This is a genomic window from Subsaximicrobium wynnwilliamsii (assembly GCF_007997225.1).
Taxonomy (GTDB): Bacteria; Bacteroidota; Bacteroidia; order Flavobacteriales; family Flavobacteriaceae; genus Psychroserpens; species Psychroserpens wynnwilliamsii.
On record NZ_VORM01000001.1, the window covers coordinates 62,495 to 85,088 of the forward strand.

The 22,594-nt window shown below is 39.8% G+C and carries 23 protein-coding genes and 1 pseudogene; 13 read left to right on the forward strand and 11 right to left on the reverse strand.

Annotated features, from left to right (window positions below; all coding sequences use genetic code 11):
- Nucleotides 1–38: 38 nt before the first annotated feature.
- From paaB to ESY88_RS00270, 4 genes are all read right to left on the reverse strand, one after another.
- Nucleotides 39–329: a 1,2-phenylacetyl-CoA epoxidase subunit PaaB gene (gene paaB, locus ESY88_RS00255; protein WP_147084849.1), complete on the reverse strand. Its 291-nt coding sequence runs from the start codon at nt 327–329 to the stop codon at nt 39–41.
- A gap of 156 nt (nt 330–485) precedes the next feature.
- Complete coding sequence (gene paaA / locus ESY88_RS00260) at nt 486–1,442, reverse strand: 1,2-phenylacetyl-CoA epoxidase subunit PaaA (protein WP_147084850.1); 957 nt, start codon at nt 1,440–1,442, stop codon at nt 486–488.
- A 337-nt stretch (nt 1,443–1,779) separates the two neighbouring features.
- Nucleotides 1,780–2,853, reverse strand: coding sequence for a 2Fe-2S iron-sulfur cluster-binding protein (locus tag ESY88_RS00265; RefSeq protein WP_147084851.1), 1,074 nt, complete (start codon nt 2,851–2,853; stop codon nt 1,780–1,782).
- 247 nt (nt 2,854–3,100) lie between these two features.
- Entirely contained in the window at nt 3,101–3,673 is a 573-nt protein-coding gene (locus tag ESY88_RS00270) for a TetR/AcrR family transcriptional regulator (RefSeq protein ID WP_147084852.1), read from the reverse strand.
- Nucleotides 3,674–3,763: 90 nt separating this feature from the next.
- Here ESY88_RS00270 and ESY88_RS00275 point away from each other — a divergent pair, with 90 nt between their 5' ends.
- Complete coding sequence (locus tag ESY88_RS00275; RefSeq protein ID WP_147084853.1) at nt 3,764–4,075, forward strand: rhodanese-like domain-containing protein; 312 nt, start codon at nt 3,764–3,766, stop codon at nt 4,073–4,075.
- A 334-nt stretch (nt 4,076–4,409) separates the two neighbouring features.
- On the opposite strand, the gene ESY88_RS00280 is transcribed toward ESY88_RS00275, so the two are convergent.
- The 3 genes from ESY88_RS00280 to gldB all read right to left on the reverse strand — a co-directional run bounded on the left by ESY88_RS00280 (nt 4,410) and on the right by gldB (nt 6,884).
- Complete coding sequence (locus ESY88_RS00280; protein WP_147084854.1) at nt 4,410–5,045, reverse strand: DUF4230 domain-containing protein; 636 nt, start codon at nt 5,043–5,045, stop codon at nt 4,410–4,412.
- Between the two features lie 544 nt (nt 5,046–5,589).
- Complete coding sequence (gldC, locus tag ESY88_RS00285) at nt 5,590–5,925, reverse strand: gliding motility protein GldC (protein ID WP_147084855.1); 336 nt, start codon at nt 5,923–5,925, stop codon at nt 5,590–5,592.
- A complete protein-coding gene (gldB, locus tag ESY88_RS00290) occupies nt 5,925–6,884 on the reverse strand; it encodes a gliding motility lipoprotein GldB (RefSeq protein WP_147084856.1) in 960 nt (319 codons plus the stop codon). The genes gldC and gldB overlap by 1 nt, the downstream gene beginning before the upstream one ends.
- 104 nt (nt 6,885–6,988) lie before the next feature.
- On the opposite strand from gldB, the gene nadE reads away from it, so the two are divergent.
- Both nadE and ESY88_RS00300 read left to right on the forward strand, forming a co-directional pair.
- Nucleotides 6,989–7,777 (forward strand): NAD(+) synthase, encoded by a 789-nt coding sequence (gene nadE, locus ESY88_RS00295; RefSeq protein ID WP_147084857.1) that lies wholly within the window; start codon nt 6,989–6,991, stop codon nt 7,775–7,777.
- Between the two features lie 130 nt (nt 7,778–7,907).
- The gene (locus ESY88_RS00300; protein WP_147084858.1) at nt 7,908–8,537 is read left to right on the forward strand and encodes a response regulator; all 630 of its coding nucleotides are present in this window, start codon (nt 7,908–7,910) and stop codon (nt 8,535–8,537) included.
- 11 nt (nt 8,538–8,548) lie between these two features.
- On the opposite strand, the gene dnaG is transcribed toward ESY88_RS00300, so the two are convergent.
- The 4 genes from dnaG to ESY88_RS00320 all read right to left on the reverse strand — a co-directional run bounded on the left by dnaG (nt 8,549) and on the right by ESY88_RS00320 (nt 13,542).
- Nucleotides 8,549–10,516, reverse strand: a complete 1,968-nt coding sequence (gene dnaG, locus ESY88_RS00305) for a DNA primase (protein ID WP_147084859.1) — start codon at nt 10,514–10,516, stop codon at nt 8,549–8,551.
- A 503-nt stretch (nt 10,517–11,019) separates the two neighbouring features.
- On the reverse strand, nt 11,020–12,108 hold the full coding sequence (locus ESY88_RS00310) for a hypothetical protein (RefSeq protein ID WP_147084860.1): 1,089 nt from the start codon (nt 12,106–12,108) through the stop codon (nt 11,020–11,022).
- Between the two features lie 101 nt (nt 12,109–12,209).
- A complete protein-coding gene (locus ESY88_RS00315) occupies nt 12,210–12,992 on the reverse strand; it encodes a hypothetical protein (protein WP_147084861.1) in 783 nt (260 codons plus the stop codon).
- Nucleotides 12,973–13,542: an RNA polymerase sigma factor gene (locus tag ESY88_RS00320; RefSeq protein WP_147084862.1), complete on the reverse strand. Its 570-nt coding sequence runs from the start codon at nt 13,540–13,542 to the stop codon at nt 12,973–12,975. Before ESY88_RS00320 ends, ESY88_RS00315 begins: the two co-directional genes overlap by 20 nt.
- A gap of 405 nt (nt 13,543–13,947) precedes the next feature.
- Between ESY88_RS00320 and ESY88_RS20790 the strand changes: the two genes are divergently transcribed.
- From ESY88_RS20790 to ESY88_RS00365, 10 genes and pseudogenes are all read left to right on the forward strand, one after another.
- Nucleotides 13,948–14,109, forward strand: a complete 162-nt coding sequence (locus tag ESY88_RS20790; protein ID WP_189702475.1) for a hypothetical protein — start codon at nt 13,948–13,950, stop codon at nt 14,107–14,109.
- A 262-nt stretch (nt 14,110–14,371) separates the two neighbouring features.
- Nucleotides 14,372–15,124, forward strand: a complete 753-nt coding sequence (locus ESY88_RS00325; protein ID WP_147084863.1) for a ferritin-like domain-containing protein — start codon at nt 14,372–14,374, stop codon at nt 15,122–15,124.
- 29 nt (nt 15,125–15,153) lie between these two features.
- A complete protein-coding gene (locus tag ESY88_RS00330) occupies nt 15,154–15,975 on the forward strand; it encodes a ferritin-like domain-containing protein (protein WP_147084864.1) in 822 nt (273 codons plus the stop codon).
- 455 nt (nt 15,976–16,430) lie between these two features.
- Entirely contained in the window at nt 16,431–16,886 is a 456-nt protein-coding gene (gene rplM / locus ESY88_RS00335) for a 50S ribosomal protein L13 (protein WP_147084865.1), read from the forward strand.
- Nucleotides 16,886–17,272 (forward strand): 30S ribosomal protein S9, encoded by a 387-nt coding sequence (rpsI, locus tag ESY88_RS00340; protein ID WP_147084866.1) that lies wholly within the window; start codon nt 16,886–16,888, stop codon nt 17,270–17,272. The genes rplM and rpsI overlap by 1 nt, the downstream gene beginning before the upstream one ends.
- A gap of 238 nt (nt 17,273–17,510) precedes the next feature.
- Nucleotides 17,511–18,317: pseudogene (gene rpsB / locus ESY88_RS00345) on the forward strand (30S ribosomal protein S2); the annotation flags it as partial.
- Between the two features lie 331 nt (nt 18,318–18,648).
- Nucleotides 18,649–19,614, forward strand: coding sequence for a translation elongation factor Ts (tsf, locus tag ESY88_RS00350; protein ID WP_147084868.1), 966 nt, complete (start codon nt 18,649–18,651; stop codon nt 19,612–19,614).
- 188 nt (nt 19,615–19,802) lie between these two features.
- A complete protein-coding gene (pyrH, locus tag ESY88_RS00355) occupies nt 19,803–20,510 on the forward strand; it encodes a UMP kinase (protein ID WP_147084869.1) in 708 nt (235 codons plus the stop codon).
- Nucleotides 20,511–20,574: 64 nt separating this feature from the next.
- The gene (gene frr, locus ESY88_RS00360; RefSeq protein ID WP_147084870.1) at nt 20,575–21,132 is read left to right on the forward strand and encodes a ribosome recycling factor; all 558 of its coding nucleotides are present in this window, start codon (nt 20,575–20,577) and stop codon (nt 21,130–21,132) included.
- A 19-nt stretch (nt 21,133–21,151) separates the two neighbouring features.
- Nucleotides 21,152–22,477 carry a hypothetical protein gene (locus ESY88_RS00365; RefSeq protein ID WP_223270670.1) on the forward strand — a complete coding sequence of 442 codons (1,326 nt, stop codon included), beginning with the start codon at nt 21,152–21,154 and terminating at the stop codon, nt 22,475–22,477.
- Nucleotides 22,478–22,594 lie beyond the last annotated feature (117 nt).

The following is a 22,594-nucleotide window of genomic DNA, read 5'->3' on the forward strand; positions in this document are numbered from 1 at the left end:
GATTCATCTTCGTCTTCATCTTCATCTTCGTCCTCATTTTACATATGTTTTACCTCATCGGGCAAATCATAAAACGTGGGATGACGATAGACTTTGTCTTGAGCCGGCTCAAACAATTCGCCGTTGTGGTCTGGGTTGGAGGCTGTGATATTGCATGATTCCACAACCCAAATGCTCACACCTTCGTTGCGTCTTGTGTAAACGTCCCGAGCGTTTTCCATGGCCATTTCGGCATCTGCTGCGTGCAGACTACCAAAATGCCGGTGTTCTAATCCGTTTTTACTTCTTACGAAGATTTCCCAAAGGGGCCAGTTTTTTTTTTGTGACATGTGGTTTTATCTTTTAGATTATAGACGAATAGAATATAAAGGCTAGACGAATAAAATTGAGACTTATGAATGCTTCGCTTTTAGACGTAAGACTTAAAACAAAAATTTAAAATCAATTGTCTTAAGTCATAAGTCATTTCGTCTTAAGTCATTTTTTTAGACTGCTTGCTTTTCTTTACGCTCCTGATTTTTTGAAGCATAAGCCATAGCGGCATCACGCACCCATTCGCCACCTTCCCAGGCGTTGACTCTGGCTTTTATGCGTTCTTTATTCATTGGGCCATGACCTTTGACTACTTGCCAAAACTCGTCCCAATTGATTTCGCCGAAATCGTAGCTTTGACGTTCTTCATTCCATTTCAAATCTTTGTCTGGAATGCTAAGGCCTAAAATATCGGCTTGCGGAACGGTCTGGTCAATGAATTGCTGACGCAGCTCGTCGTTGGATTTGCGCTTGAGTTTCCATTTCATGGATTGCTCGGTATGCACCGATTCTGCATCTGTTGGGCCCAACATCATCAAACTTGGCCACCACCAGCGGTTCAAGGCATCTTGTGCCATGTCCTTTTGCTCTGGAGTGCCTTTGCACAATTTCAACATGATTTCATAGCCTTGTCTTTGGTGGAAACTCTCTTCCTTACACACCCGAACCATGGCTCTGGCGTAAGGTCCAAAAGAGGTGCTGCACAAGGGCACTTGATTGATAATCGCAGCGCCATCTACCAGCCAACCTACGGTACCCATATCGGCCCATGTGACGGTTGGATAATTGAAAATGGAGCTGTACTTCGCTTTGCCTGTATGCAATTGCTCATACATTTCTTCTCTTGAAATGCCCAAGGTTTCGGTTGCGGAATACAGGTATAATCCGTGACCTGCCTCATCTTGAACTTTTGCCAACAAGGCAACTTTACGTCTTAAGGACGGTGCTCTGGTAATCCAATTGCCCTCAGGCAACATGCCCACGATTTCAGAATGTGCGTGCTGCGACATTTGCCTAATGTGGGTTTTACGGTATTTCTCGGGCATCCAATCTTTAGGTTCGATTTTCTCGTCCCTTTCGATGCGCTCGTCAAATTGTTTTTCTAGACTTCTTACTTGTTCTTCACTCATCTTATTATCAGCTTTTAGCTTTTGGCTTTTGGCCAATAGCAGGTTGAACTTTATTTTTATTTTTCTTCGGAAAATGGATTCATAAACAATCACATTGTTCCGGATGATATCTTGTCGTTGGTTGACAGGTGCGTTAAGGATTGAGGCATTGTTGGAGCTCCTCGCAGAGAGCGACTGCCGAAAGCCTGACCACGCCTAAGCGTGGGAACGCCCTAATCAATATCAAAATCTTTATGCCTATTAAAGACCAATTAACCTTGAAGCAGCTCTACGGAAGGCACTTTTACTACATCAAAATTTGGGTGCTCATCATGAGATCCCTGCTTTCGTAGGGATGTTAGACGTCAAAATCAACCACTACTTTCTCTGAGGTTGGTACTGATTGGCAGCTCAACACATAATTCTGCGCCACCTCTTTATCTTCAAGCGCATAATTGACCTTCATTTCAACCGAGCCTTCCTTGACCTGGCACTTACAGGTGCTGCAAACGCCTCCTTTGCAAGCGAACGGCAAATCGGCTCCCGCGCCAAGGGCTGCGTCTAAAATATTATCGAAATCCTTGGTCATGGTAAAGGTAAATTCCTTGCCGCCATCTAAAATGGTCACTTTTACGCCTTCTACTTTTTGTTTTGAAAGTCGCGCTGTTCGCTCAATGTCTTCTTCTGAAAGTCCGCTAACAAACAACTCAAAATGAACCAAATCCTTAGGTAATCCTGCGGCTATCAAATAATTGCTCACGTAATTTACCATTTGTTCTGGGCCGCAGAGAAAGACTTCGCTGGTGTCTGGAATGTCGATAAAGGTTTTTGTGAGCACGTCCATTTTCTCATCGTCAAAACGCCCGTTGAACAGGTAGATATCCCGTTTCTCCCTAGTAAGAAAGTAGTAGATTTCCAACCTTCCGAAGAATCGATTTCGCAATTGCTCCAGTTCTTCCTTAAAGATAATGGATTTTGCGGTCTTATTGACGTAAAACAGCTTGCAAGTGGCTTTAGGCTCTGCCAATAAATGCGTCTTTACCATAGAAAGCACAGGCGTAATACCACTGCCCGCTGCAAAGAAGAGATAGTTTTTAGCGGCTTCCGGTTGTACCGAAACCCCAAAAGTACCGCTTGGCAACATGACCTCCATGGTATCGCCGGCTTTTAATTGCTCGTTGATGTAGGTGGAGAATTTTCCGCTTGGAATCAACTTTACCGCCACTTGCCACTTTTTATCTAAGGGACTCGAGCACAAGGAATACGAACGTCTCACATCTTCGCCATCAATCATGGTTTTAAGTGTGAGGTGCTGCCCTTGATTGAAATGGAAATCGTCCTGCAGCTCCTCAGGAATATCGAAAGTGACCACCGTGGTATCGTCGGTTTCCTTGTAAATATCGCCGATTTTTATGTTGTGAAATTCTGCCATTTTATGTTTCGCGTTGCGCGTGGTGTCTTTTTATCGTTTTGAATAGTTTTTTTTGCAAAAGGGCATTCCCGTATATTGTTTTCAATTAGACCTACAAGGTTTTGGAAACCCTGCAGGAGCACCCTGTCATAACTAACACTTGTTAGTTTATAGAAACAAATATACAAAAATCAATTCTTAATTACTTGTTAAATATGGTGGACAGCGGGATGCGGCAAATAAGCTTTCCATTGGATGACACCATTTGTTATGACTTTATTATCCCATCAATCATTATATCGCTTAAGTTTTGAGACAATTCTTGGCTATTCAACCGGCCTTTTTTTGGCATCCACAAATAGAGCGAGCGTAAGGTGGTAAGCATTGAGAACATGATGATTTCGGGATTGCTGGGTTTGATTTCTTCGGAAGCAATGCCGTGTTCAATGATGTCTAGGAAACTGGTTTCATACTCGGTTCTTAACTGAAGGTAATGCTCCAACTGGTCTTCAAGATGCATCCAATCGTTATTGAGCGCTGCCATACCATTGGTGTGTTTTGCGGTAATCTCAACGTGTAGCGCAACGATAGCCTTCAGTTTTGCAATGTTAGATTTTTCTGAAGCTTGTATCTGCCGCATTCCGTTTGTAAATTCTTCAGCAATAAAAACCACGATGGTTTTGAGCAGCTCCTGTTTTGAACTGATATGATTGTAAAGACTGGCAGCTTTCATATCCATCGCAGTGGCCAAATCGCGCATGGTTACAGCGCTGTAGCCTTTGCTTTTAAACAATTTAGCTGCAGTTTTTATGATGTCGTTCTTACGGGTTTCAGATTTCATGAGTCTTATACCATAGTTTAAAATAAAGGGGGTTAAATCGATATTTATTGCAAGGAAAGAATTTTCGTAAATTTAGGCAAAAAGAAATCCATGGGTGTTTTAGAGCTGTTATTTGGTTCGAAGAAAAAGAGAATCAAGGCATTTTTAGATAAGGACGCCGTGATTATTGATGTGCGCACCCAGCAAGAATGGGACAAAGGCCACATCAAAACCGCCAAACATGTGCCTTTGCACCTCCTAAAAGACAAGGTTTCTGAATTGAAAGCCCTCAACAAACCGCTCATCTTATGTTGCCAAAGCGGAGTGCGAAGCGTTAAAGCTGCCAAATATCTTCAAATGCACAATCTTGAAGCAACCGATGGAGGTGGCTGGAGGAGCCTGGAAAAGATTGTTTTGTCCTAATTTATCATAACCCTTTTTGAAGTTGAAGTTGAAATTGAAGATGAAGACGAAGACGAAGATGAAGATGAAGATGAAGACGAAGATGAAGATGAAGATGAAATTGAAGATGAAGATGAAGATGAAGATGAAGATGAAGTAATAAAATTAGAAACTGTTTATTGGCACGACAAAGGTAATCACACACAGCTTTGCGCCCCCTGCCTGCCGTAGGCAGGTTTGCGAGAAAAAAATCATTCCAACACCACCTTATTCAAATCAGTCCAGAAGCAATTGAAAGCGAAAGTGAATAAATGTGAACGCTAAACTTATATCTCATAAAGTTTCACAGCAAAACCTACTTAAGTTTTAAAAGTTTCAGGTTTTGAAAGCGCTCTACTTCCTCAAGGGACTTGACTTGTTGTTTGTTGTATTCTAATGTCCACCCCAAGGAGTTTGTTAGAATATAGAATTTTGAGAGTTCGCTAATCAGTCTGTTTTCTGCATTGTTCTTTAAATCTGAAGCGTTGATTTTTTTCATCAAGGATTTTTTGACGCTCTCTTTTATGTTGTTATAATCCTTGGCCTGGAACTGGTTGAGATAATCGGCCTGTACATCGTAATACTCAAAATCGGGACTGATTTTTATTTCTTCTTTGGGGATGCTAATAATGCGCAGTGTTTTTGTGGCTTCGTCAATTTCATATTCAATCTTACTTAAATCATAAGCCACGGTCACATCGGCGTTGACCACTACCAAGGCTTTTTTTTCGACTTCGAATAGATTGCCAAATATGGCTTTTGAGTTTTTATAGCTAAAGACCTCACTAAAATGGCCTTCAGTGACCACCAACTTGCCTACATTTTTGATTTGCTCTTGAATAAGCGCGGAATGCTCCTTAAGCACAATCCGATCCTCATTTTTATCGTCACAATATTTTATAGTCAGTAGCACGACTAAAGCAAGTAATATCCCTGTGATAATCTTTCTCATTGGGCTAAGTTAATTAAAATAAATGTACCGTGAAGGGCTGGTGAATATATGTGTCTTTTAGAATTCTAGCGAACCTGCAGTGAAATTGCTTCTCCCGATAGTTATCGGGATCGTAATGACCGTTTGGTTGAGATGAGAGCCAAAAAAACATTAGTTTCTTCTCTGTTCGAAGCCCAACTAATGTTTTTTCAATGGATTAATAGCAAGACAAATATAGAAATAATTTTCTGTGCTTGCGTTAGCTCCATATTAAGCTTGCTTTAATAAATTGCTTCTTTTAAACCGGTAAATGCTCAGGTCAAAATTATTGGAGCATAGATTTCAAAAAGAGAAAAACCTACAAGGAGATTTCTTTTCCCGATTAAGATCGGGATAAGAAATAACACCTTGCAAGTTAGGTCGTAACAACTAAGCCTAGAACCCCTTCGAGTTTTCAAAACCTAATCGATTTGGAAAGAATTTTAATGCCTATCTAGTTAAGCATACTAAATTGAATGAACTCAAACCTACAAGGTTTTTAAAACCTTGCAGATTTAGCCAAATACTACTTTTTAAGCTCCAGTTTTTCAGCAAAATAATCACAGAAATCCTTCATGGTTGCCGTCATTTTTTCGTCTTGGGTAGCGCGCTGGAAGGTATTGCTCATCTCTACCAAAGTTTGATGAAAAAACTGCTTCATCTCATCTACAGGCATATCTTTGGTCCAAAGGTCAATACGCAGGCTTTCCTTGGCTTTTGAATCCCAAACCGAGAGCATCAATGCTTTGGCCTCTTCGTTATCAATACCCCCGTCTTCAGCGCTCCAACGCAGCTTTTCAGGGATTCGATTTTCGTCCAATTCTACATTAAGCTCTATTTTTGAAGTATGTGTTTTCGCCATTATTTCTCGGGTTTGTAATTAGATTTGTTGAATATTTCCAGTGCATCGGTGTCCATCATCGTATTTAAATCCACTGTATTATTAGTCATGTAAGCTTTAACGATTTGCCAACCAATGTATTGCCCCAACCGGCCGGGTGTCTCGTTATCGATGTCGAGATAAAATTTGGTGAAAGGGGCTTCAGCAATAAAACGCGCCGATAAAGCAACATCTGTGCTAAAAAGTACTTCTTTGTTTACAAAATATGTCCAAATCATATTCTCGTTTTCTATGGCAAACTCCAATTGTTTTGGGGTGTATCCAATTTTTTCGGCATCAGTTTTAAACGGAATCACTTTATCTTTGAAGTACATTTGTTTTCCGAAGTAAATCATTTCGTCCAATAAGGTTTTTTTGAGGGATTGATGACTGTTGCGCTTGGCATATTCTGCAGCAAGATCCACAACAATCTGTGATTTGGTCATATTCGCTGTTATGTAAGCTGGAATATTTGCATAGAATTCGTGCGCGCTGCCCAAATAGTTATCCAATGCTAGCAGCACAATGGTATCGGTCACAACTACAGGGTATCTATAATCCACATCGTTGGTAAGCGTTATGACCCTTGGCGCAGTAAAACTCTTGTCATAAAATTTTATATGCTTGAAAAGACTTGTGATTTCTGCTTCCGTCTGTTTGAAATCGCCAAACTGTGCATCAACCTCCTCAAATAACTGTTGCTGTAAGGTGTCTTTCATTCGCTCAAGCCACACGGTATCTTCGACCTGTTTAGAGAAGAGGAACGGATAGGTTTTTTTTATTGACTCTAAATCTCTGGGTTTCGCTTTTGCAAACACCCTGTCAAAACGCTCTATAGAGACATTCATCTCAATTTTGGAAATCTTGTTTTCGCCCGAATCGTCATTTTTACAACCTAAGCAAAGCAATAGCAACACAGCAAAAACGTATATTAATCTCATCACGACTTTTTAAAAAACTTACTTACCGTATATTTACATAAACAACGGTATGGGTTTACTTTTGTTTCGCAAAGGTAGCACTCTTTACATAAAACGCTCTATAAATGAAAACAGAAAAAGTCGTAGATCATATTGTAAACTGGCTGAAGGAATATGCACAAAATGCTAAAGTCAAAGGATTTGTTATTGGTGTTTCCGGAGGCGTCGATTCTGCAGTGACGTCCACACTCTGTGCTAAAACAGGCTTAGAAACGCTATGTATAGAAATGCCTATTCATCAAGCAGAGAGTCATGTGAGCCGCGCAAACGAGCACATTGCTTTTCTAAAAAAAACATTTTCAAATATTAAAGAATGGCGTGTGGACTTGACGCCGGTTTTTGAGGAATTCAAGACCGAGGTATCGCTCGAAGCCCATGAAGATATCGTCAACATGGCATTGGCAAATACCAGAGCGCGATTGCGCATGACAACACTATATTATTACGCCGGTCTTCACGGCCTTTTAGTGGCAGGTACAGGAAACAAAGTGGAAGACTTTGGCGTTGGTTTCTACACCAAATATGGCGATGGTGGTGTCGATTTAAGTCCTATTGCAGATTTGATGAAGTCTGAGGTATTTGAATTAGCTCAATTTTTAAAAGTTCCAGAATCTATTATCAATGCTGCTCCCAGCGACGGACTTTTTGGCGACTCCCGAAGCGACGAAGCCCAGATTGGGGCCTCTTATCCAGAATTGGAATGGGCTATGAACTCCAAAGACAATGGTAAAACAGCTGTTGATTTTAAGGGAAGGAAGCGCGAGGTGTTTGAAATTTTCATGACCTACCATCAAAACAATCAACATAAAATGCTCCCAATACCAATTTGTGAGATTCCTAAAAATTTTAAGTAGTCGCTGTTATTTTATTAAAAAACAGGCCTTTGTAATGGTTTTTTTTATTAAGTTTACGATACAAATCTCCACATTCTCGACCTTAGCATTAAGTTTTGGTAACCTTTACTAACCATTTAAATTATACATTATGATTAAGGTATTAGTTGTGGACAATCATCCTATAGTTACTACTGGCTTTGAACTCTATTTTAAAAACCACAAGGATATTTCAATCATCAAAACCTTGGGCAGTGGTGTCGATATTTTTGACTTTGTTAGAAATCATGAAGTGGATGTCATTATTTCTGAAATAGAACTTCCAGAGCTCAACGGCATTACGGCTATACGGGCCATAAAGAAAGAATATGGCCATATAAACATCATCATGTTTAGTTATCATCCTGAAGAGATTTATGCCATTAGTGTCATTAAAGCTGGTGCATCGAGCTATATCCTAAAATCAGAACCGCTGGAGGTCATTGAAAAGGCCATTTACGATGTCAATAAGGGGAAAATACATCTCAGCGAAAAAATGTCCAAACATCTCAATTACAACGACACCAAAATGTCCAAGAGCAGGATCTACAAAAGGCTTTCGGCGCGTGAAGTGGAAGTGCTTAAACTTTTATCCTCTGGCAAGAAAAATAAAGAGATCGCAGTAGAGTTGGATATCAACGAGAAAACCGTAAGTACGTATAAGGCAAGGTTATTCAAAAAGCTCAATGTCAACAACCTCATCGATTTGGTAAATCAAGGCAAGCAAATTGACTTGAATTAGAAGCAGCTGTTTTATATTTTTCCGCCTACTACTTTGCCTAGTTTTCTGGACAGTAACATTTTGAGGCTCAAGTAATCCTTAACATCTTCCAAAATACTTCTCGTATTCGCATTTTCCCTCAAGGTATCATTTTGATACTCTGCCACTTTCCTATCGATTAGAAAACATCTCAATGTGAGAATGGTTTGCGTAACCAATTGTGGGATACTTTGTTTTTTTCCCTTCGGAATAATTTGATTTCGCTCCCAATCGTGCAAACGATAACGCTCATCATCCATTAAGATCGAAGTCACATCACTGGCTAATCCCTGCTCCAACTGATTCACGAAATTTTTCGTTGAAAACTCCGGAGTTTGGTTTAAAGTATCAATAATATTATAATAAAGCGTCTTGAAATTGGCATTGGTAAACTGCATCTCATCCTCTTGCAAGTCCATGTAAATTTTCTCAAAAACCTTGGCATGATGCACCACAGGCTCTAATTTGAGCGCTCCATCCTCAGTTTCCTTTAAAACCAAGTCTTCAAAATCCTCGGTTTCGGTGCCATACAGCAACAAAATCTCAATGATTTTTTTTTCCAGTTCAAATTGCAAATCCACTTTGTTGCTAGGCGCGTCGGATTTGATCACATCAAAGGATTTCTGTTTGGAGGGATAAGATTTATTGGCCTCCTGGGTTTCCTTCTTATTGAGTTGAGCCAAAGTATTGAAAAGCACTTCTTCGCTAATGGCCATTATTTTAGAGCACTCTTGGATGTAGATTTCCCTTTTGATTTGATCGGGAATTTTAGAGATGCTATTGACAATTTCACGAATGGTTTCGGCTTTTCTTATGGGATCATTTTTTGCCTCTTTCACCAACAATGAGGCTTTGAATTGAATGAAATCCTTGGCATTGGCTTCAAGATATTCAGTTAGCTCTTCCAAAGTATTTTGCTTAGCGAAACTATCGGGGTCCTCACCTTCTGGAAATCCGCAGACTCTCACATTCATACCTTGTTCCAAAATCAAATCTATCCCGCGAACTGAGGCGCGAATGCCAGCAGCATCCCCATCAAAAAGCACCGTGATATTATTGGTCAAGCGGTTGATCAATCGTATTTGTTCGGGGGTAAGCGCAGTTCCAGAAGAAGCCACGACATTTTCAATACCGGTTTGATAAAACTGGATCACATCGGTATAGCCTTCCACCAAATAACAATTATCCTCTTTGGCGATGGCTTGTTTGGCATGGTAAATCCCATAAAGCACTTTGCCTTTATGGTAAACTTCGCTCTCGGGAGAATTTAGGTACTTGGCCGCTTTTTTATCAGCCTTCAAAATACGTCCGCCAAAACCCAAAACGCGTCCGCTCATACTGTGAATGGGAAACATGACCCGACCCTTAAAGCGGTCGAATTTCTTATCGACCTTTACAATCGTGAGTCCCGTTTTGTCTAGAAACTCCAACTGGTAGCCTTTTTTCAAAGCCTCATCGGTAAAGGCTTGCCAATCGTCAAGACAGTAGCCCAAATTGAACTCCTTGATGGTTTCGTTGGTAAAACCGCGTTCTTTAAAATAGCTGAGCCCTACCGCTTGACCTTGATCGGTCTTGAGCATTATTTTTTGAAAATAGGTTTGAGCGAATTCGTTGACCAAATACATGCTCTCGCGTTCATTGGCTTCTTGCTTTTGCTCATCGCTTTGTTCGGTTTCCTCAATTTCTATATTGTACTTTTTGGCGAGATATTTTATGGCTTCCGGATAGGTAAAATGCTCATGTTCCATCAAGAAGGTAATGGCATTCCCTCCTTTTCCGCTAGAAAAATCCTTCCAAATTTGCTTTACAGGAGACACCATAAAACTGGGCGAACGCTCATCGCTAAACGGGCTCAATCCCTTGAAATTGCTCCCAGACTTCTTCAATTGCACAAAATCGCCGATAACCTCCTCTACGCGAGCAGTTTCAAATACATGGTCTATGGTGGCTTTTGCTATCAATTCTGAAGATTTTAAGAACGGTAAAAATACATAAATTTAAGCCGAATACGGAAGGATTGAAAATTGTTAAAAGTTTTAAAAATCAAAACACACAAGCATTTCTATGCAATACCTTTAATTTGAGCTGAAAATCAACCTTCAAATACCGTGGCCACTAAAATACCAATAGCTGGCAATGTCAAAAATGCGCAAGCAGTTATCTTAACTAAGGCAATTCATGTTTTTGGCAATGCTTAGATCAAGGCCTTAGAAGGCAACACAGAAGGTAAAATCGAAATCAATATCCTCGGGGCAAGCCCACATGGCATACAATGCAAGATGTTCGTTGTGTTTCGTAGCAAGCCCAGGGGAATTAACCCTCTGAAGGGATTTAAGAATGCCTTTAATAATGGGTAAAAAGAAAAAGCTAAGGAAGGCTAAAAGGAAGCCGATTAGTCAAAAAACAAATTCCAAATTCCAAAATATTAGCTTTAGAATTTGGAATTTGGAATCTGGACTAAAGTTTAGTCAAAATCAAAACGAACACCCAGTGACACGTTATTTTGGTCTATAAGTTGATCCTTGAAAACGGTATTGAGATCGTATTTGGCATAAAGGCTTATTTCATCGATACCAATATAAGCGCTCAAACCATACACAAAGTCGGAGGTATTGTAGTTGCGTCTTATTTTTTGTTTCACACGGTCGCCATCTTCCTTGTACTTCAATTTTTGTTGGGTGCCAATGTTAAAACCGCCATAAGCCCCAACGCCAAATTTGACCTGTTTGTGAGTAGTATATCTAAAATAATCTTCCTTTTCAATTTTTTTGGAAGGCCCAAATTCAAAAAAGATGGGCACTACCACATTGGTTACCCTAAATTGCGACTGCCTTAATTCTGATGGAAAAGTCTCTAAAGTAGTGCTATTGCCATTCTGTTCAAAATATTGGTCATCTTTTGGAGAGAATTTATTCCATTGAAATGAAAGTCCGTACTTGAAACGAATGGCGTTACTGTTTTTAAGCACCCTCGTATTCCAGGCCACTCCCAACTCCACAAAACCAGACCCCAAAAAACTATAGGTGTCACCCAAAGACTCGCCATCTATAATCGCGTTGTTCACACCAATGGCAAAAACCAAATTGCTGTACGTACGTTCGTCATACACTTTAGGTTTGCTTTTATTTTTTTCGATACTCCAAATCGATATGTCTTCCTCATCGTTCTCACCGCGAAACGTAATTGTTATTGCATTTTTTTGTTCATCAGAGTCAATTTCTGGATTGCGCTCCAACAGCGCAATTTTGTTATCGATAATAGCCAATCGGTTCTCAATATTCTGGGCGCGCTTTTGAGCCGCCTCACTTTTTAGGGCCTCAGCCTCATCTTTTGTGATTTTATCGTCTTCCAAACGTGCATTGATTGCCTCGACCTCAGACTTTAAAAACTCGCGTTCTTCGGTCTCAATGCGCTCTTTGAGCTCAACAAGCGATTTTATGCGATTTGAGGTTTGTGCGATTTTAAGGCTATCGGCTTGTTGTTCTTGTGCCGAAATTTCTAAACTGATTAGGCATAACAGGCCCAATACCACATACTTTGTAATTGTAGTCATAATCTTCGATTTTTAGTGCTGAAAAAACAGTTTTTCAGCAGAAGTTTAAAATTGATGTTAAATTGGCTTATTAAATAATGAGATTCCCGCTTTCGCTGGCACTAATCGTTACGCTCGGCAACTGCAGTTCTTACCGTCTTATAACTGGATATTAAAGCATCGAAAACTTTTGATCGAAACGAATGGTCCAAATCGGCCTCAACGTCTTGAAGCAGGGATTGGGCACTTACCGTCATTGTGTTTCCCTTTTGTAATCGCTGTTTTGTAATATCTTTTTCGGCTTGCTTTAAAAGCCTTTCAATCTCCTCGTCGCTGGCCATCCCTGCTTTGGTTTCAAGATTTTTTATTTCTGCAGCCACCGCCATCACATATTCTTCCTCCTGTATGGTGTTAGTGCTTGAAGGAGCTCCTTTATCTTGATGGATGGATTTTGTCACTGCCAATTTTTCGTCGGAAGGCTGTCTAACTGGTTTTTGTGTGTAAAGCTTCGTAGGCGTCGTATTTAGTTTTGAAGTTGCCTTTGGTGTTTCCGTTACTTCTGAAACATTCGCTTGCGGTTGCAAAATAGACTTCTGCTCAACTTTTTTGACAGACTTAGATTCATTTTCAGAGTTGGAAATGCTTGATGTACTTTCATTGGCCTCAGTAGCAACCGTATTTTGTCTTACCGGCAAGCCTTCCGAAGCTTTAAAAAATAAGCTGCTTACCAAAAGCACTCCCATCACACTGGCCGCGATGCCCATAAACCATATTAGCGGCTTAGACTTGTTCTTTTGCTCAGCGTCCAAGGCATGAGACAGTTTCTCCCAAGCATCCTCGCTGGGTTGAATCTTACGCTGCTCCATGCGTTTCTTGATATCTTCCTCAAATTTTATTGGTGCCATAACTGCTGCTGTTTAATTCTTTAATCTGTTTTTGTAGCATTTGCCTCGCCTTGAATAATTGGGATTTTGACGTCCCAACTGTGATCTTCAGCATCTTTGCAATCTCATCGTGCTTGTATCCTTCGATGGCATACATCACGAAAACCATGCGATACCCTTCTGGCAAGGCGTCAATGAGCATTTGAATTTGCGCCACCTCGATCTGGGAATCGATATTATTGTAATACTCGGCGGGCAATTGCACTTCATCCAAGGAAAACAGGACCTGCTTTGATTGCCTCAAATATGAAATGGATTCCCTAACCATAATTCGCCTTAACCAGCCTTCAAATGAACCTTTGTTTTCAAATTCGTTAAGATTTTTAAAGGCCTTCAAAAAAGCCTTGAGCATAACCGATTCCGCATTATGGATGTCCTTTATATAATACCTACATACACTCAACATTTTTGCTGCGTGCGTATTGAACAGCGCTTGCTGTGCATCTCGCTTGCCTTTGGCTGCCTTTTTTATGAGGTCAATGTTGTTATGATGTAAATGGATGACTTTCAAAGTTGCTTTTGTTTGGTCTTCTATTTATAAAGACGCTTAATTTCATAAAATGGTTGCCTGGGCACATGACAATTTAAGCTTCAGTGTTTGAATTCAAAGTTAATATTTTTCAAATATTTGATAATCAATTATTTATAGCTGCGCAAAAAATAAAAGAAAATTAGCCCTACTTCGCAATGCATGAACTTTATCTGCAATTAAAATTGAGTCTGTAGCTCAAAGGGGCTTATGATGCTCATGCATCCTTTAATAGGCCTAAAATAACGAAAGAGTCAATTTTATATTTTATTGAGCAAAGATACCAGCCTAATTGAAAGTACATTACAACACGCTTAAAAAGCAAGGTAGACTTTTAACTCTACCAACTAAACTGGGATTCCAGTTCGAATCACAAAACACTAACCCATGATAATAACAAAACTTTTAGGCCTTACAGGTGCCATTACCAAAGATAAAAAAGCTAAGATCATAATTCTGCTCATTGAAATCGCATTTCTTGCTTATGCCATTTCGCAACATGAAAATAATGAAAAGGATAATGATCTACCAGCCAAAAGACTAAATTAAGCAGCCCCACAATCACTTCTCGAAAAAAATTCAGAACTCCCATAAAAATGGGTATTCAACAGCTTTTATTATTCAAAATTCAAGTACATATTTTTTTGAACTTTTCATTTTTATTACGTTAAAAACGAGAAAATGAAAACCGGGTGCTTGATTTTCTCGTTAGTATCATAAATGACCCAATTCTCATGTCTCCATTGTTAAACCAAAACTAATGAAGACTAACAACCAAAAATAATCAATGTTTAACTTAAATAATAGGAATATGAAAAACGCAAGTAAAAACGAAAGTACTACAGAAGGTAAGACTTTTAAGAACCGACGCCAATTTTTGAAACTTAGCGGAATGGCGGTTTTAGGATCAGGTCTTTTAATTGCCTGTAGCGACGACGACGATATTATCAATACGCCAGATCCCATTTTTGATTTAGGCGCAGGCAATTTAGGTATTTTAAACTACGCCTACGCTCTAGAGCAATTGGAAGCCGCTTTCTATACCAAAGTTCTTGACGGCGGTTATTGGGCAGGTGCCGCGACCAATGAAAAAATCATTATGGAAGATCTTTATAATCACGAAATAATTCATAGAGAGTTTTTTAGAACAGCAATTACTTCAGTTGCACCAGATCAAATCGTACCAGATTTGGAATTTGATTTTAGTTCTGTGAATTTTGACAGCCGCGAATCAGTCCTCAACATCTCACAAATTCTAGAAGATACCGGCGTAAAAGCTTATAATGGCGCGGGACAGTTAATTGATGTAAGTGATGATGCTGGTCAGGCATACTTATTGTTGGCTGGGAAAATAGTTTCGGTAGAGGCTAGACATGCTTCTGCAATTAGAGACTTAATTGATCCAGGATCAATGGATTTTGCAGGAGATGATATTCTTATTAATCTTGGCGGGACAGGGCTAGCTTATGACAAAGCTGCAACTCCAACAGAGGTTCTTACAGAAGTTGGTGCTACAGGATTTGTAGTGACTCCATTTACTGCAAATAATTTACCAACATCGTAATCAATTAATCTTAATTTAAAAACAACATTATGGATTTTATAAAACTTTTAGACAGTCTCTCAAATAAAGACCTTTTGAATAAAAAAGGCTCTAGGAGAGAATCTTTCGGACAATTTTCAAAGTTCGGGAAAAACATGGCTTTGGCCTCCATCCCTTTTGGTTTGGCAGCAACAAGCTCTAAAGCAGGCGCAGCCACTAAAAAAATGGCTTCTGCCGCATTTATGGCAGATAATAACGATGTGCTGAATTTTGCATTGACTCTTGAATATCTGGAAAGAAATTTCTATCAAATAGCTTTAGACACCAATGGATTGATTCCAGCAGAGGACAGAGTTGTTTTCGAAACTATTTACAGGCATGAAAAATCCCACGTGGACTTCTTTTCAGCAGCTTTAGGCCCAAACGCAATTGATGAGCCTACATTCGATTTTTCTGGCGCACAAGCTGGATTAGATCTACCTACATTCACTGACTATCCAACATTTATGGCGCTCGCACAAGGCTTTGAGGATACCGGGGTTAGAGCTTTCAAGGGTCAAGCCGGAGCATTAGCTAACGATAATGAATTGCTGACATTCGCATTACAAGTGCACTCCGTTGAGGCAAGACATGCATCACAAGTAAGGCGCATGAGAGGCAGTAAAGGATGGATCACTCAGGCTGAAAACAACTTGCCTGCTCCATTTGCGCCTATTTATGCTGGAGAAGCAAATACTGTACAAGGTGGCGTAGATTTGGCCGGTATGTTCAGTGATTTTGGCGGCAATGACGCCGTAACCGAAGCGTTTGACGAACCTTTAACCATGGACGAAGTATTGACTATTGGTGGGATTTTTATTGTACCCGAATAAGACGTCGAATAACTTTAATGATATAATTATAAAACCGCCTTTTATAGGCGGTTTTTTTATGCCCTAATGTTTCAAAATTGTTTCAAATTGAGAATATCTTAAATATTGATAAAATTCAGTATTGTCTGGTAAAATTATTTGGGAGGGGGCGGGGCGCAATCATCCGCTATTTTAAAAAAGATTTAAACTCTCAAACATGTTGCGCTTACTTTTTGGAGATTTTCAAATACCTCAAAAATCAAATATTTATTTAAACTGTTTATCAGTCAATTACGAGCAAGTCTTTAATCTTTGTTCTTGAAGCGCTGCAATCTTAAGCCTTAAGTATAAATCAGTCCGAAAAAATCGTATCACACTATTTGGTAGTCACATATATAATCGTAAATTTGCAAACTCTTTTTAAGAGAGGAATGTTTAACAAGTCGCGCTCAACAGCGTGATGTAAATCAATAAGTGTGGACACATTAAGCTACAAAACGATTTCAGCAAACAAAGCTACCGTCAATAAAGAATGGGTACTTGTAGATGCTGCAGATCAAACGCTAGGTCGTTTGGCTTCTAGAGTTGCAATACTTTTAAGAGGCAAGCACAAACCTAACTTCACACCACATGTTGATTGTGGCGATAACGTAATTGTTATCAATGCAGAGAAAATCAACTTAACAGGAAACAAGTGGAATGACAAAACATACATTCGTCACACAGGGTATCCAGGTGGTCAAAAAAGTTTAACTGCGACAGAATTGTTTGGAAAAGATCCAACGAGAGTTGTAGAAAAATCAGTAAAAGGAATGCTCCCTAAAAACAAATTAGGTGCAGAGCTTTTCCGTAATCTAAATGTTGTTACTGGGCCAACGCACAAACACAGTGCGCAAAAGCCAAGAACAATGAAACTTAACGAAATCAACTAATGGAAGTAATTCACAAAATCGGTCGTAGAAAGACGGCTGTTGCACGTGTGTACCTTGCCGCAGGAGAAGGCAAGATCACGATTAACAAAAAAGACATGACGGATTATTTTCCATCTGCAACCTTGCAGTACAAAGTAAACCAACCTTTAGTCATGACTAACAACGATGGCAACTTTGATATTACAGTAAACGTTTTTGGTGGTGGCATTACAGGCCAAGCCGAAGCGATCCGTTTAGCATTTTCCCGCGCCATGTGCGAGATTGATGCCGAAAACAGATTAATATTGAAGCCAGAAGGATTGTTGACAAGAGACCCACGTATGGTGGAGCGTAAGAAATTTGGACAGAAGAAAGCCCGTAAGAAATTTCAATTCTCTAAACGTTAATCTGGAACATGTTTCAGGTGCCTTCAAAGGGATCCTGAAACATATTCTTTTTTTATTCCGAACGGTTTTCTTCAAAATAGAAAAATTTGAAATTGAGCTGAAACCATTTCAGTGAAACCAAAAAAATCCTGAAAACCATAAAAAGATTCAGGCTAAAGTTTAGCATCTAAATGTTAAAGGCGAGCGCAAGCAACCACTCTAACATTGCTAATTTAAAAGAACGTAAACACATTACAACATGGAAAAAACAACAGTAAAAGAATTATTGGAGGCTGGCGTACATTTTGGCCACCTTACAAGAAAGTGGGATCCTAACATGGCACCCTACATTTATATGGAGCGTAACGGCATCCATATCATCAACCTTTACAAGACTCAAGCGAAGATCAAGGAAACTGGGGAGGCATTGCAAAAGATTGCTGCTTCAGGTAAAAAAATCCTTTTTGTTGCTACTAAAAAACAGGCTAAAGACATTGTTGCCGAAAAAGCAGGAAACGTCAATATGCCATATATCACTGAAAGATGGCCTGGCGGAATGTTGACCAACTTTGTAACGATTAGAAAAGCGGTCAAGAAAATGGCCATGATCGATCGTATGAAGAAAGACGGCACATTCAACTCGCTTTCTAAAAAAGAACGTTTGCAGGTAGATCGCCAAAGAGCGAAATTGGAAAAGAACTTAGGTTCTATTTCAGACATGACCCGTTTGCCAGGAGCTTTATTCGTAGTGGATATCAAGCGTGAGCACATTGCAATTGCAGAAGCACAGAAATTGAACATTCCAATCTTCGCAATGGTAGATACCAACTCCGACCCTCGTGAGGTGGATTATTTAATCCCTTCCAACGATGATGCTTCTAAGTCTATCGAGAAAATCATGTCTGTAGTCACTTCAGCGGTCGCCGATGGTTTAGCGGAACGAAAATCAGAAAAAACTGAAAAGGACGCTAAAGACGAAAAATCCACTGGTGATAAAAAAGACAAAAAAGAATTGACTCCAGAGGAAAAAGCTGAGAAAAAGGCTAAAAAGGCAGAGAAAGCAGAGAAAGCTGATGATGTAGAGAAAGCAGAAGGCAAAGAAGCTAAAGCTGAGAAAAAAGAGGCTAAAGCAGGAAACAGCGAGGCAATAGTTGAATCAACCGCAGCCAAAGCTGAAAACAGCGAAGCAAAAGTTGAAAAGACGGAAGCTAAAACTGAAAAAGTTGAAGCCAAAGACGAAAAGACTGAGGTAAAAACTGAGAAAAAAGCAGGCACTGACGTCGCAGCTAACGAAGAAGAATAAATCAATAATCACACAGTATAAGGCAGTCGTTTAATTCTTTTCTTAACGGAATAAAAATTAAACGACTGTTTTAAATTAAACACCTATTTAAATCATGGTTAAAGTAACAGCAGCAGAAGTAAATAAATTAAGACAAGCTACAGGAGCAGGCATGATGGACTGCAAAAAAGCATTGGTTGAGGCAGAAGGTAATTTTGACAAAGCCATTGAAGTATTACGTAAAAAAGGGCAAAAAGTTGCAGAGAAGCGTGCCGATAGAGATTCCTCTGAAGGTGCAGCTGTCTCAAAAATCAATGCCGATGAAACTGCAGGTGTCGCAATTGTATTGGGTTGTGAAACCGACTTTGTTGGAAAAAATGAAAATTTTGTGGCCTTGGCAGAACAGCTTGGCGATATTGCCTTGAACTGCAAAACTAAGGAAGAACTTTTGGATGCCGATTTTGAAGGCATGACCGTAAGCGATAAATTGACGGAACAAACCGGCGTTATTGGAGAAAAATTAGACATCACTGCTTTTGAACGTCTTGAAGCGCCATTTGTTGGTACTTATGTACACATCAATAAGATTGCAGCCCTAGTTGCACTCTCGGCTAAAGTGGACAAAGCAGAAACCTTGGTAAAAGACGTTGCAATGCAAGTGGCTTCTATGGGGGCAACAACTTTGTCTTTTAAGGATTTTGATCCCGGTTTCATCGCTTCTGAAACTGAAGCAAGAATCGCTGTGATTGAAAAAGACAACATTGAATTGGGTCGTTTGGGTAAAACCTTGAAAAACGTACCATCTTACATCTCAATGGCGCAACTCACGCCAGAAGTGGTTGCAGAAGCAGAAGCAGCAGCAAAAGCAGAATTGAAGCACGAAGGCAAACCAGAGCAGATTTGGGATCGCATCCTTCCTGGGAAAATGGACCGTTTTATTTCAGATAATACGACCTTAGACCAAGAAAAAGCCTTATTGGACCAAAAATTTATCAAAGATGATAAAATGACGGTTGCTAAATACATCGAAACTTATGGCAACGTTGAAGTTGTTGGGTTTAGACGTGTGAGCGTTGGATAATTAGTAAACCACGCATTACCTATTTCAAAACAAAAACCATTAGGGCATTAGCGCTAATGGTTTTTTTTATTTAGCAACTCTTGTTTTAAAATAAAAAAAGATATTGACTATATTTGCCCAACTTGTGATGGTCGTTCTTTTTTTCAGGATTTCATCATAACGCAACTTAGAAAAAACCACTTCAACACATGAAATACAAAAGAATCCTTCTCAAATTATCTGGCGAGGCGCTCATGGGATCCCGCCAATATGGTATTGATCCAGAACGGCTATCAGAATATGCTCGTGACATCAAGGAAATCACAGATCTTGGCGTTGAAGTCGCCATCGTTATTGGAGGAGGAAATATTTTTAGAGGGGTTGCTGGCGCCATGAATGGCATGGACCGCGTTCAAGGCGATCATATGGGCATGTTGGCAACCGTGATCAATGGCTTGGCATTACAGAACGCTCTAGAAGATCAAGATGTAAAGACACGCTTGCAAACCGCCATAAAAATAAACGAGGTTGCCGAGCCTTTTATTAGACGTAAAGCCATGAGCCACCTCAACAAAGGCCGCGTGGTTATATTTGGTGGTGGCACGGGAAATCCCTATTTTACTACAGATTCCGCAGCAGTTTTACGTGCCATTGAAATTGAGGCAGACGTTATTCTAAAAGGAACGCGCGTGGATGGCATCTATGATAAAGACCCTGAAAAAGATCTCAACGCCATAAAATTTGATCATATCACTTTTGCGGAAGTTCTAAAAAAAGGACTTAAAGTCATGGATACCACTGCCTTCACATTGAGCCAAGAAAATAATTTGCCAATCATTGTTTTTGATATGAACAAAAAAGGAAATCTTCTTAAAGTAGTTTCCGGAGAAAATATTGGCACAAAAGTGAATCTCTAAATTTCAACCGAAATTTTTATCTTTACATCTTAAATCAGCGTCGAAATATTAAAGTTTTATAACCATGAACGAAGACATTAAATTTATATTGGATTCAACTAAAGAATCCATGGATAGTGCCATCAAGCATCTAGAAAAACAATTTGTGAATATTAGAGCCGGTAAGGCAAGCCCTTCTATGTTGGGAAGTGTTATGGTGGATTATTACGGTTCAAAAACACCTTTATCACAAGTGGCCAACGTCAATACCCCAGATGGAAGAACCATCACCGTACAACCTTGGGAAAAAGGCATGTTACAGGAAATTGAGCGCGGCATCATGCACGCTAACCTCGGTTTCAATCCCATGAACAATGGCGAGACCATCATCATCAACGTACCACCACTCACTGAGGAACGCAGAAAAACCTTATCCAAACAAGCCAAAGCTGAAACTGAGGATGCCAAAATAGGGATTAGAAGTGCCAGAAAGGATGCCAACAACGAAATCAAGGATCTAGAGGATGCCTCTGAGGACCAGCAAAAGAATGCAGAGATTGATGTGCAACAAATGACCGACAAGTACGTTAAAAAGGCTGATGATCTCTATGATGTCAAAGAAAAAGAGATCATGACCGTATAAATAGTACAGCGACTGAAACATGTCGCTTTTTTTAGCTATTAATTTAACATATCCCTCATTGCTCATGCTTAGGCATCTCTGTCTTGTAATCTTTTTATTGTTTGCTTATGCCACGAACGCCCAAGTACCCACAACCGAAATAGATACTGTTGGCGTTGATCAAGATTCGCTGAGCAAAACCCGATTTATTAAACAATTGGGCAACGGGTATTTCCCCACACAATTCTTGGATATTGACTTGCGCTACCTGGTCAAGTTCAATCAATACGAAGGCTTCCGTACAGGGCTTGGTGGCGTGACCAATGATGCGTTTTCAGCAAAATACCGCATTAACAGTTACGTCGTATATGGCTTTAGGGACCATCGTTTCAAATATCGTATTGGTGGCGGTTTCAGGGTAAATGCGCCAACCAATACCTGGATCAATTTATCCTATACTGACGATTTGCAAGAAACTGGAAGTTCAGATTTTATCACGGATAAGCGTTTTTTCTCCTTTTTTGAACCACGTTTACTAAATATCAACTTATTTCACAAATATATTACCAAAGCGGTTTCAGTAGAACACAGCATTAGCTATCATTTGCTATCGGAAACAGAATTGGCGATAAGCAAGATCGATCCCACTTATGACTACCTGTATCGACTTGATGGAATTGACTATAAAAATTGGCACGTCTCCACCGCCAAAATCGCTTTGCAGTGGAGCCCTTACAGCACATATGAGGTTAAGGCAAACGACGCTATTGTTGAGAAAGAAGATGGTTATCCCAAATTCACACTGCAATTGACCAAAAGCTTTAAAGATGTCGTCAAAGGTGATTTCAATTTCTTTAAAACCGATTTTAGAGCCATCCATAAATTTAAATACAATGAACAGAGCTTTACTGAAGCGACCCTAACCACGAACATCGCTTTTGGGGATGCACCACTTTCTCATTTATACCATGCCTACCCCAACAATGTCAACAAGCCCACCATCATTAAACGGTTTTCGGTAGCTGGCATCAACAGTTTTGAAACCATGTTTTTCAACGAATTTTTTTCAGACCGTTTGGCCACCCTTCAGTTAAAGCATTATGTCAAACCTTTTGATATCGGAAAAAGATTCAAACCACAATTGGTACTCATTTCACGCTTTGCTTTGGGAAACATGAACAATATAGCGCGGCATCAAAACATAGATTTCAACACCTTGGATCGCGGTTTTTCTGAAGCTGGGCTGGAAATCAACAAACTGTTATTCGGTTTTGGGCTTAGTTTTGCCTACCGCTATGGCGCTTACCATCTACCAACTTTTGAAGACAACTTAGCGCTCAAATTCACCTTCAACATCAGCTTGTGATTTTGAAGGTTTCTATTTTGAACTGCGCGGTTTTTATGCTGAAAAAGGAGATTTTCAAAAAATAATATATCCCTAAAAACACAAGCCATTTCCCTTGCTTTTTCTATACCTTTGCGC